Below are 10499 nucleotides of genomic sequence, written 5' to 3'. Positions count from 1 at the left end.
CACGCATTCGGCCGCCGAGATCGCCGACAAGATGCCTAGAGATTTCTATGTAGGCGACAAGGAAGGCTATGTGAAGGCGCTCGAAAACGGCAAGGCGATGTTTACGCCTGATGGCGTGATGCCGGAAGACGGCCCGAAAACCGTTCTTGCCGTGCTATCCGAGTTCTCCAAGAATGTGCAGGGCAAGTCGGTTGATCTGTCGAAGACCTACACGACGGAGTTCGTCAAGAACGCCAAGTAAGTTAGTTGGTTTGGGCCGCTTCCGGAACGCGCTGGAGGCGGCTTTCACCGTACGCGCGAGAGGTTCAGTATAGTCACGATAAAGCGACGTCATCCGCGCCCCGTGAAATCCGGTGAGGCGGCACGGAAAGCTCGCGGCGGCCAAAGGCCAGCACGGCATGTCGCCGAAGTTGATCTCTTGAAATCCTTTGATGATCCCCCACCCAAGCTGTCGCGTTGATCAAGATAGGGATTTCTTTCAGCCCAGTGATGCAGAACTGACAAAAGGTGCAACGACATATCAAACCAAGAATTCATGAGCGAGGAGGGGTGCCCCGAAGGACGCCCATTTTCACGCGACAACGATCCTGACGTACATCATGAGGGTAGTTAATCACTGGCTTGGCAGAATGTCAGTGAAAATGTGGCAAATGTTAACTAGGTGCCGAGCGAAATTCCAATTGGAACTGCGACAAAGCTAACTTATCGGTGCAAACGAGGCGGAAATCTTGCAGTTGGAACGCGTCAGCGCCGGAAATCCGCGGGCGATAGGTTTTTATCACCGGAAAGGCTTTTCCGAAGTCGGAGGATTCCGGGCAGTCCCATAGACAGCGACAAGGAAAGCGAGGAGGATGGCTGCGATAACAGCAGACATTCTTTCCTATATTCCTGAACTCATCATTGCCCCCGTATGAGCTTCCCATGCAGATTTTCACTGATAATCCGAGAAGTCGAGTTGCAGGTTGCAACAACACGGGATTCTTCGACAGGCGACAAGACTATGTACTCGCGGCAAAAGTCTTCTCATCGACTAAGCCGGTGAGGTGACGAGTCCCGGAAAACCTATCGGCCTTTTTGAGTTCGTGCACCAGCTATCGGAGGTCTTCATGCTGTATGATGCTGATCGACTTACCCGTCCTCGAATCCAGTCAATGTTTGCCGGGCAAGGCGTTGCAATCAGGTTGATATCTCTCTTCTCCGAATCGCGCCGTGCTCGTTTCACGTCGCGCTGGCGCGATCGACAGCGTTCAAGTCTGCATGCGAACGCTACCCGGTGAGCCGCTACATCTTGCAATTCCGGCCTATGCGGATTAAATGTGGTTACGTAACCACGATTGTCGGAGGTTCGCCATGACCGTCACCACGCTTTCAGGACGAGAACTTAATCAGGATCTTGGGCGCGCAAAGCGCGCCACCAAGGACGGGCCTGTCATTATCACCGACAGGGGTCGGCCTGCGCATGTTCTTTTGTCGTTCGATGAGTACAAGCGGCTGACAGGCAAAATGCGAACGCTTGGTGACATGTTGGCAGCGCCGGGGGCGGAAGATGTCGACTTGCCGCTCCCGCAGCGCATGGAACGTGCCCAGCCGGTTGACCTATCCTGATGCTGTTGCTTGATACCAATGTCGTGTCCGAGCTGCGCAAGGTCGCGAGCGGCAAGGCTGATCCAAATGTCGTGGTCTGGAATGAAACCGTCGATCCGGCCGAGACCTTTATTTCCTCCGTTGTCCTGCACGAACTGGAGATTGGCGTTCGCTTGGTGGAGCATAACGATGCCGCCACCGGAAAGTTGCTTCGCAATTGGCTGGAACATACCGTTCTAATGGCGTTTTCCGGCCGCATCCTGCCCCTGGATGAGGCGGCGGCTGTTCAGGCGGCGAAATGGCATGTGCCAAATCCCAAGCCGATCAATGACGCCTATATTGCGGCGACAGCCTTCACCCGTCGGATGACGCTGGTCACGCGTAATATCAAGGATTTCGAGGGCATGGGTGTCGCGCTCGTGAATCCTTGGGATATGCCGGCATAGAAATCGTCTGCATCATCCGACCGCATATCGACCGGTTTTCTAGCCCCAACGGCATGACTACGGCTGGAGCGAGCTGCAGGCGAGCGATCGCCAAGCAGAGGAACCGAAGCCGATATCAAAACTCCTCCCATTCCTTTGCGGCGGTGGCAACTGCGGCCCTTCCGCCGAAAGCACCTGCCAGCTTCTGACCGAGGGTACGGGCAGGTGAGGCTATGGGCTTGCTTGCACGGTCGATCGCGCGGACAGCCGGTTGGCTACCATCGAGCTTGAAGCCGGCGATCAATTCCTTCAGGCGGCTGGCTTCCACGGCTAAGGTCGCACCCGCGGCATTGGTCTCCTCGACCATAGCCGCATTTTGTTGGGTCACCTGGTCCATCTGGTTGACGGCAGTGTTGACCTCGGCCAAACCAGTCGACTGTTCGCGGGCCGATGTGGTGATGGCATCCATATGCTGGTTGATGGTGATGACGTCCTGCTCGATGGCGTGGAGAGCTTCTCCCGTGTCGCGCACGAGCTTGACGCCGCTGTCGACCTCGGTTGTAGAATTGCGGATGAGACCCTTGATTTCCTTGGCCGCCTGCGCCGAGCGCTGCGCCAGTTCGCGGACTTCCTGCGCCACCACGGCAAAGCCCTTTCCTGCATCTCCCGCGCGGGCGGCTTCAACGCCGGCATTCAGCGCCAGCAGGTTGGTCTGGAAAGCGATCTCATCGATGACGCCGATGATGTTGGATATCTGGTTGGAGGACTGCTCTATGCGGCTCATGGCCTCAACGGCGCTGGCCACGACCTTTCCAGATCGGGCAGCGCTCGCGTTTGCCTGGATCGCAACCGCCCGTGCTTCATCTGCGCGCTTGGAAGAGTTCGAGACGTTGACGGTAATTTGGTCGAGGGCGGCAGCTGTTTCCTCAAGCGAGGCCGCCTGCTTTTCGGTACGCTGCGAAAGGTCGTCGGCACTCTGACTGATCTCGCGCGAACCGATGTCGATCGATGCGGTCGAACGAGCGACCTCGCGCAGCGTTTCGCCTAGCTGGGCGATCGTCGTGTTCAAATCCTGGCGCAGCGCTTCAAAGTCGGGCGCAAACGGCTCGGTCAGTTGGAAGGACAGATCACCGGCAGCAAGCCGCTTCAAGCCTTTCGCCAGACCGGTCGTTGCTTCCCTCAAGCGCTGTTGTGCAGCAGCCTCGGCCTCGGTTGTCAGCCTCAGGCGATCTGCCTCCGACTGGGCACGGGCCGCCTGGGCCTCCGCCTCCAGCTGTTCGTTGGCAATCGCCGCCTGGCGGAAGACCTCGACCGCACCAGCCATCTGGCCGAGCTCATCACCTCGCGCCATTCCTGGGATTTCAATATTTGTCTCTTTCGATGCCAGCCGCGCCATGGTGGCGCGCAGCGCCGCCATCGGCTTGGTGATGCCGTAGACAATTGCAATGATTGCCAGCACGAAACCGGCTATCAGTCCTGCAGCTGAAGAGGTAGCCGTCAAGAATCGGGTCGCGTTCGTTTTACCCGTCAAATCATTCGAACCGTTGTCGGCGAAGGACTGGATGTCCGTAGTAAGACCGCGCAGAGCCAGGCTGAGCTCATGGAAGCTCGAATCAACCTGGCGATGGTATAAGTCCACGGCTTCTTTCTTTTGACCTTTCTTCACCAAGTCCATCACCGCCGTGACATCGCTGATGAATAGATCCGTCTTCTTCCCAAGTTCATCGATACGGTCGGAAAAAGCCGGCGCTTGCTGACGAAGATCGGACAGAATTTGCTTGAGCTCGGGAACGGTGCCATCGAACGCGTCGGTCGCCTTTCGAATTTGTTCCGGATCAGTCTCCGCGATAGCTCTGAAAACATTGTAAGCAAGTTCATAGCTGAACGTGTTCGTGCGTCGGGCGTTTGCCACGGCACGCGCTTCATGATCGAGAAACGCAGTATAGGAGTTGTCGATCACCGTCATTTGCGCGGTCGCATACCAGATGCACGCGACGATAATCAGCGACATGAATATGATAACGGAAAGCAGCTTTGAAAGAATGCTTATTCGGTTCAGAAATGACATGGCGTTCAAACCCCTTGAATTATAGGGGAATCCTACTTGCGCTTGGTGAACGGCTAGTTAAGCACATAAGTTCGGATCGGATATTAGAACATTTCTCTCGATTTTCGGATCTTGTGTCGCAATATGGGCAATGCCGTCAGGTCACTTTCCCGAGCCCCTCTTAGACTAGAGGATTTGCCGTGGTGGACGATGGCAACTGTTGTTTTCTAGGATGAGCTGCCATCTGCGATTACTTCCAGAATGCATTGTCGCCGGCTAGGTTTTCAACATCGGCAAGATTGCGAAGCTGCAGGAAAGAGACCTGGGATACATTCCGATTGCCCCAGCGCAAGCAGTCGATGAACTTAACTTCACGTTCGTGGTCACTCATCGGGGCTTCGATCGAACCCTTTGCGTGCAGCCGGGATCTGCTGTAGATGCGGCCGTCGCGCGTCGTGACGGTGACGATGTGCGGCAGGCGCTCCACGCCTTTCCGGGTTTCCGGTCGGTCGATCTCCTGTCGCGTAAAGTCTGAAAGGCTGACGAAGCCTTTCAGGAATGCTGCGGCCAGGCAATATTGCATCGAGAAGCGCGCCTGCATCTCGTCGGCGGGGTTGGGATAGGCGAGGTTGCGGGCCGCTGATATGCCGACCTTGGTCTCGATCCTGACGATATCATCCGCCGCAAGCTCATGCTCCTGTTTCAGATCCAGAAGCGCGTCGACCGCGCGATGAGTTGAGGCGCAGCAGGGATGGCGCTTGGTTACCAATCCACGGCTCTCGATGATATGCATCTCCCCGAATGTGAGGCCTTCCCAGCCATTAGCCTCGTCTCCTCCGAAAAGATCGAGGAAGCCTTGCGGCCGCTCGAGGATATCAAGCCGGCCGCTCATGCCGGCAAGCGCCATGCGCGCCGCATCCACCGCGTTGCGCGCGGCGAGGCCCGCGTGCAGCGGCTTGGCGGTGGTGCCGAATTGTCCTTTCGGGCCACAGGCGAAGCTGGTCGCGAGGCTCATGGCCGCGGCGATCGCCTTTTTACCTGCGCCGAGAAGCCGCGCCACGCCCGCCGCGACCTTGATGCTGAGGATCCCATCGATTTTACCTCGCCGATGACAAGGATAGGGCGATCGTCAGAATTGGAAAGCCAGTAAAAACTGAGCTGGCCTCAGGCTTGCCGCAATCCCCACTCTTTTTCGAATTCGTCCGCGAAATCGTTGAGCGGGTCATCCATTGTTCGAGCCGGGGATTTGGCATCAGCGCTGCGAGCGATTGGCGATAGTTCCTTCGCCGACCTTTTGCCGTCTTCAACCTCAAGCGTATAGGAGAGGGGCACATCTGGCCGCAGATGAGGCAGCTTCGCCTTCATCACTTCACTCAGATGCACGAAGACATCCGGGCTGCCGTCGTCCGGCTTTATAAAGCCGTATCCCTTGCTTGCATCGAACCATTTGATTTTGCCTGTCGCCATTCCGTTCCCCATATTGGTTTTCTCGTTCGGCTTGCGAGCTATATCGCTGTCAGTCAACAGGATCTGCCTCACTCGCATCAAGATCGCTTGCGGCGTTCAGGCGCTGCTGCATTTCCTTTCCCGCTTTGAAAAACGGGACCCATTTCTCCTCGACGAAAACCGACGTGTTCATCTTAGGGTTTCTTCCTGTCTTGGACCGGCGATAGCGCACGCTAAGGGCACCGAATCCTCGCACTTCAACTCTGTCGCCGCGCATTAGTGCTTCAGTCATTTCCTCAAGGATCGCATCAACGATCCTTTCGGCATCCTTCAAATGCAAAAAGGGCCTTCGCGCGGCAACGATTTCGATAAGCTCGGATTTGATCATGTCCCAATCAGTTGGCTCAGAATTTTTTGACTTGGCAATGCCGAAGGCAACGGCGTCATCGCTGCAGCTTTGCGCATTGCCGCTCGTGTTCCTAGAATTTTCCGTGATCTGAAGAATTTGCAAGAGATGAAGCGAGGCAGCCCCGGAAATTCTACGAATGCGATCGGGATTTCCCCGCTTCTTCGACCCTCTGCGACCGCAGTATCAGAGGTTTGTTGGCAAAGCTGGATGATTTAGCAACCGATTACATACTAAAACTCTTCCCACTCGGCCTTTTGAGCAACTGCGGCATTGCCGGAGAAACTATTCGCAATGAGCGCCTAGCCTGCTTATCCCTGATAGAGCACGATACGATTTCGTCCGGATTGCTTGGCGCGATACAGAGCCTTGTCTGCCTGGCTCTGAAGCTGCTCTGGGGTCGTGTCGTGGATGGCTTTGAAATAGGCCACACCGACACTGACCGTTACGCAAGATGAAGTCTGCGCACCAGGATTGGGAAATGAAGCCGTCTCCACGCCCTCCCGGATGCGCTCGGCAACTTCGCATGCTTCCGTCTCGCCAATCTCCGGAAGCATGATCAGGAACTCTTCGCCGCCGTAGCGTGCCACCTGGTCGTGGCTTCCTCTCAAGTTGCTCTGAATAATGCCTGCGACCTTGACCAGGCAGCGATCGCCTTCGCCATGGCCGAGGCTATCATTCAAGGCCTTGAAATGATCGATGTCGCACATCAAAAGCGCAATGCCTCCTGCTTCGGCTTCCGCGCTCCAAAGGCGGTTGAGCAATTCCATCATCCAGCGCCGGTTGGCGATGCCGGTGAGTGGGTCGGTTCTTGCCAGAAGCTCAAGGCGAGCATTCGCAGCCGCCAGTTGCGCCACTCGGCCTTTGTCCCGGAGCTCGAGAAGAAAGGTCTTTTGCGCAAGGATCGTCATGGTGCGACGCGACACTATTGTCGCGATGATGCCGGCAGCAAAAAACAACGTTGCTGCCTCCACGCTTCCGAGGGTGATGCTCGGATTATGGATCTGGAAGAAGAGATAAAGAGCCAGTGCCATCACCGCGATGATCGTTGTCGCTGCCAGCGGGATGGCAAAGATGACGATGGCGGAAATGGCCACGAACAGCATGATGTTCAGATGCCGCTCGTAAAATTCGCCTCCGGCGCTTACGCCGACCAGAGCGACCGAGAGGAGGATAAAGAACAAGCCAGCGATAAGGATGACCGTCTGAAGCCTATGGGAGCCCGGCTTTCTCCAGAAAAAGGCGGTGGCCAAAGCCGCGGGCGGCAAAATGCAGGCCGGCGCGATCATGGAGAGCGTGACCGAACCGGCAAGTAAAATCGCGTTCAGTCCCAATGTGAGCAGATCTATGAACGTCACCCAGATCATCCATGAACGGACGATCTTGGCAGTACGCGGCCAGGAGCGCTCATGAAAGAGCCTCAGAAGCTCACCTTTCAGCCGAATATCTCGAGTGCGGCCGCCAAGAAGGCGTTCAACTTCCTTAAGGAGGGCAGGGCTTTCCCCCGAAAGCGGTCCCTCCTTCGATACCTCCGCAGCCTTTGGCGAAGTTGCGTTGTTCACCTCATTCATTTTATCCACTTAGTGAAGCTCCCTGCTGTCAAAAAATGGCTGGTTGTTCAAATTAGCTCGGAAAGCGGCTCAGGTGCTCGTGGACAATTTTCCAGTCGTGATCTTCTTTCCGGAGAATGGCAGTCCCGCGACCATGTCCCTTAAACGACCGCCGATCGATGTCTACTTCCAAGCGATCTCTATAGATGCACGTTGCAGCAATCTCGCCCACGACAATCCAACGCACATGTTCGAGCCAATAACGGTCGTTTCGAAGCCGCTGCCACGTCCTCTCGAGGGCAGCTTGAATTTCCTTGATGCCGTTGTGGATGCCATCGGGGAACCAGAAAATCGCCTCGGTGGATATGGGAGGCGCGAGGTCTTCGAAATGATGCGATGCTAACTTGTCTTCGTAAAGCCGCAGAACATCAGCCGGTGTCATCACTTGGTCTCGGTAGCTTTGTCGATACCTGGCTAAACTTTTCCAGACAGTCTTCGTTCCCTGCCGCGGCGCTCGTCACGCCGTTTGCCAACCGCTCGGGCACGGAGCCGCCGTCATCGTGGGAATTATGATGAAGCCGGCCGGCATGGGCTGATCGCCGCGGATCGGCGCTTCGGCATGGTAACAATAACCTTGGCATTTATCATGTCTAGCTTACCGATCACCGATTAGGTTGCCGTCGTCAGGGCGACGGCCCTAGTATCTTGCAGCGGCATTTGCGCTGGGCGCCATCGTTGGGCAATTGACGTCGTTTAGTGCCATCAATCCGCGATCTTCCCTGTCGGTGCGCACGTGACCTCCGAGTGTGAGTCTCACTTGCAACAGCGCTCGGACAATTTGCGGCGCGGCCAATTTCGGACTGGATCTCTTTTATTCACTCTAGCTATGCACTCAGTAACGGAGTGATTTGAGCGCGCGAGGTAGCCGTTGTCATCTCCGCAACGGGATAGTTCATGATGGCGCAGATGATTGCTGAATGGGCGATACAGAACGGGTTCAATCTGCTCGATTCTTGGAAATATCGTCGCAGCAACGAAGGGCGCACGATCACCATAGAAATCAAAAAGCTGTCGGTGGTGCTGATCGACGAGAGAGCAGGTGTTCGGCCGCGGATCGTCTCTGCCTTGTTCAAGGATTTGGTGTTCGGGAGCCCCAATGGCAAAATCGAGCGGTTTTTGCTTGATCGTTGAAAAATGCCCAGTGGCAGGTTTCGATCCCATTGACCGCGCTATTCATCGTGTCCGGCGCTGTTATCTGCGAAGCCGAATGAATTGAAGGGACGCAATTGCGGACGAGCCCTGGCCGGCTGTCCTCAGAAGTCGTGCTTGTTGGCCCAATTGAGCTACTTGATGGAGAAGTTGACGGTCTCCAACACCTTGCCGCCCACGGACAGGACGGCCTCGTATTTGCCGACCGGGAACCCTGCATTCGGCTTGCTAAGTGACGCGTCGACATGGTTTTCCAGCGAGCCGATATCGAAACTGACTTCGTCTGTTCGTTTGCGTCGCGATTTCATCCAGTTTTGCATTTCGCCGTGACCCTTTTTTGATGTAGATATCGCGGTTTTATCAACGGGATCCCTGCGGATGAATGGATCAACGTCACATGAAAATCCGGATTAAATAGTCGTAAAACTCGACATGCCGTCATCAACGGGCACAAACAGAGCTGGATTGAAGAACTTCTGCCATGGAATTATTCGCGATGGACTAACGACTGAAGTCGGCAGTCAGCCCAAAGCGGTGCTTTGCTCAGTCATCTCATGAGTGGCAGCCTTGCGAGCATGTTGCGGATCTTTATAGCCACGCGTGGCATATGTTCGGCGACGGTAAGACCGACAACATCGTACTGTTTCGCGATATCGCTGATGACCCGAACAGCGCTTTCGATCTTTAGCCCGTCGGGATCCGTGCCGACCGCGGCCATCATTTCCGCTGGATCGATGACGTCGAGGTCAAAGTGAATCACCACCTTTGACATCCCTGTCGATGCCAGCCATTCCAGGACTGCGGTGCTGTTTTCAGCGACCTCGCAGGGTGACAGACTTTTTATGCCGAATTCTGCCTGACGCTCCTTCGTTCCACCTTCAGTCTCCCATGCGCGAAGCCCGACGATCAGTGCTCTGGAGGGATCAACCTTGGAGGGAAGCAGATCGAGGATAGTGTTGTCACCCTTGCCGATAACCGCCGCCAATGCCATTGCGTGGTAGCCCTTGTGACCTTCACCGGGCAGGTTCAAGTCGGGATGGGCGTCGATCCAGACTACGGCTACGTCGGATGGATACTTGGCTGCCAGGTAAGTGAACGGGACAACACTGACCGAGCATTCGCCGCCGAGCGTTACGATTCGATCCGGGACAATGTCTCGCAAGATATTCATCGCTGCTGCAGTCTGCTTTAGAATTGCGCGATAGGAGATCACTCCGTTCTGCTCAGTTCGATCCTCAATGTCGAGTGACACTGGCACCTCAGCCGTTGTATGGGACGTTGCGGGAGCCAGGATGCTCAGAAGCTGGGCTCCAAGATGATATCCTTTGTAAGCATCTTCAGCAGGAAGTTCTGGAAGAAATTCGGCTATGGAGCCGCCGCCCTGCCATTGAGGATAAAGGAGCCGAAGTGTTGTGCTGTTGTCATCCATCGCTGGGCGTTCCACCTGTGCCTAGTTTGAGTTGTAGGTGAGGAAGTCAATATAACCACGATCGTTGCCTTTGTAGAACAGGGTCGCGACCACCAGCGGGCGGCGGTTGTGGTTCTTATGACTGCTTCTACCGCATACTTGCCGTCAATGTTGCAGCGGTAGCGACCGGAACGGGCTACCGAGCTTGGTCAATGTGCGACGAAAACAGCGCTCACAATTCACCTCGACCACTCCACTGTCCATCGCTGGGTCGTTCATTTCGCGCCGCTGCTGCTCGAACGCTTTAACCGAAGGAAATACGCCGCAGCCACAAGCCGGCCGCGCTGTTTGTAGCGCGGCCGTTTCCGTCGCACGAAACCACTTTCGTCCATCTCGTTTCATATCAAGCCTGCTGCTTTCCTTC

The 10499-nt window shown here is 55.7% G+C and carries 10 protein-coding genes and 3 pseudogenes; 5 read left to right on the top strand and 8 right to left on the bottom strand.

Annotated features, from left to right (window positions below; all coding sequences use genetic code 11):
- The 3 genes and pseudogenes from AC13RM_RS31170 to AC13RM_RS31160 form a co-directional block, all read left to right on the top strand.
- Nucleotides 1–241, top strand: a pseudogene (locus AC13RM_RS31170) (ABC transporter substrate-binding protein); the annotation flags it as partial.
- A 1109-nt stretch (nt 242–1350) separates the two neighbouring features.
- Nucleotides 1351–1605: a type II toxin-antitoxin system Phd/YefM family antitoxin gene (locus AC13RM_RS31165; RefSeq protein ID WP_095438014.1), complete on the top strand. Its 255-nt coding sequence runs from the start codon at nt 1351–1353 to the stop codon at nt 1603–1605.
- Nucleotides 1605–2030, top strand: coding sequence for a PIN domain-containing protein (locus AC13RM_RS31160; RefSeq protein ID WP_488556128.1), 426 nt, complete (start codon nt 1605–1607; stop codon nt 2028–2030). Before AC13RM_RS31165 ends, AC13RM_RS31160 begins: the two co-directional genes overlap by 1 nt.
- 115 nt (nt 2031–2145) lie before the next feature.
- Here the strand turns inward: AC13RM_RS31160 and AC13RM_RS31155 are convergent, their stop codons facing one another.
- The 6 genes and pseudogenes from AC13RM_RS31155 to AC13RM_RS31130 form a co-directional block, all read right to left on the bottom strand.
- Nucleotides 2146–4077, bottom strand: coding sequence for a methyl-accepting chemotaxis protein (locus AC13RM_RS31155; RefSeq protein ID WP_488556127.1), 1932 nt, complete (start codon nt 4075–4077; stop codon nt 2146–2148).
- 229 nt (nt 4078–4306) lie between these two features.
- Nucleotides 4307–5137: pseudogene (locus AC13RM_RS31150) on the bottom strand (MmgE/PrpD family protein); the annotation flags it as partial.
- 83 nt (nt 5138–5220) lie between these two features.
- Nucleotides 5221–5580 carry a cold-shock protein gene (locus AC13RM_RS31145; protein ID WP_488556126.1) on the bottom strand — a complete coding sequence of 120 codons (360 nt, stop codon included), beginning with the start codon at nt 5578–5580 and terminating at the stop codon, nt 5221–5223.
- A complete protein-coding gene (locus AC13RM_RS31140; RefSeq protein WP_488556130.1) occupies nt 5573–5890 on the bottom strand; it encodes an integration host factor subunit beta in 318 nt (105 codons plus the stop codon). The genes AC13RM_RS31145 and AC13RM_RS31140 overlap by 8 nt, the downstream gene beginning before the upstream one ends.
- Nucleotides 5891–6219: 329 nt before the next feature.
- The gene (locus AC13RM_RS31135) at nt 6220–7479 is read right to left on the bottom strand and encodes a GGDEF domain-containing protein (protein ID WP_488556129.1); all 1260 of its coding nucleotides are present in this window, start codon (nt 7477–7479) and stop codon (nt 6220–6222) included.
- Nucleotides 7480–7531: 52 nt separating this feature from the next.
- A complete protein-coding gene (locus AC13RM_RS31130) occupies nt 7532–7900 on the bottom strand; it encodes a YybH family protein (RefSeq protein WP_488556125.1) in 369 nt (122 codons plus the stop codon).
- Between the two features lie 512 nt (nt 7901–8412).
- Here AC13RM_RS31130 and AC13RM_RS31125 point away from each other — a divergent pair.
- A complete protein-coding gene (locus tag AC13RM_RS31125; RefSeq protein ID WP_488556124.1) occupies nt 8413–8649 on the top strand; it encodes a hypothetical protein in 237 nt (78 codons plus the stop codon).
- 152 nt (nt 8650–8801) lie between these two features.
- Here AC13RM_RS31125 and AC13RM_RS31120 read toward each other — a convergent pair whose 3' ends face one another.
- Nucleotides 8802–8975, bottom strand: a complete 174-nt coding sequence (locus AC13RM_RS31120) for a hypothetical protein (protein ID WP_488556123.1) — start codon at nt 8973–8975, stop codon at nt 8802–8804.
- A 239-nt stretch (nt 8976–9214) separates the two neighbouring features.
- On the bottom strand, nt 9215–10096 hold the full coding sequence (locus AC13RM_RS31115) for an arginase family protein (RefSeq protein ID WP_488556122.1): 882 nt from the start codon (nt 10094–10096) through the stop codon (nt 9215–9217).
- A 216-nt stretch (nt 10097–10312) separates the two neighbouring features.
- Here AC13RM_RS31115 and AC13RM_RS31110 point away from each other — a divergent pair.
- A pseudogene (locus tag AC13RM_RS31110) lies at nt 10313–10402 on the top strand (IS6 family transposase); the annotation flags it as partial.
- Nucleotides 10403–10499 lie beyond the last annotated feature (97 nt).

The organism is Martinezella sp. CNPSo 3732 (assembly GCF_057784515.1).
Note: the sequence above shows the minus strand (reverse complement) of the source record. Positions and strands in the feature narration are given on the sequence as shown.

Bases quoted from the DNA above. Each gene is read 5' to 3' on its own strand.
- AC13RM_RS31165 (WP_095438014.1), top strand. From the start codon at position 1,351: ATGACCGTCACCACGCTTTCAGGACGAGAACTTAATCAGGATCTTGGG.
- AC13RM_RS31160 (WP_488556128.1), top strand. From the start codon at position 1,605: ATGCTGTTGCTTGATACCAATGTCGTGTCCGAGCTGCGCAAGGTCGCG.
- AC13RM_RS31155 (WP_488556127.1), bottom strand. From the start codon at position 4,077: ATGTCATTTCTGAACCGAATAAGCATTCTTTCAAAGCTGCTTTCCGTT.
- AC13RM_RS31140 (WP_488556130.1), bottom strand. From the start codon at position 5,890: ATGATCAAATCCGAGCTTATCGAAATCGTTGCCGCGCGAAGGCCCTTT.
- AC13RM_RS31135 (WP_488556129.1), bottom strand. From the start codon at position 7,479: ATGAATGAGGTGAACAACGCAACTTCGCCAAAGGCTGCGGAGGTATCG.
- AC13RM_RS31130 (WP_488556125.1), bottom strand. From the start codon at position 7,900: ATGACACCGGCTGATGTTCTGCGGCTTTACGAAGACAAGTTAGCATCG.
- AC13RM_RS31125 (WP_488556124.1), top strand. From the start codon at position 8,413: ATGATGGCGCAGATGATTGCTGAATGGGCGATACAGAACGGGTTCAAT.
- AC13RM_RS31120 (WP_488556123.1), bottom strand. From the start codon at position 8,975: ATGAAATCGCGACGCAAACGAACAGACGAAGTCAGTTTCGATATCGGC.
- AC13RM_RS31115 (WP_488556122.1), bottom strand. From the start codon at position 10,096: ATGGATGACAACAGCACAACACTTCGGCTCCTTTATCCTCAATGGCAG.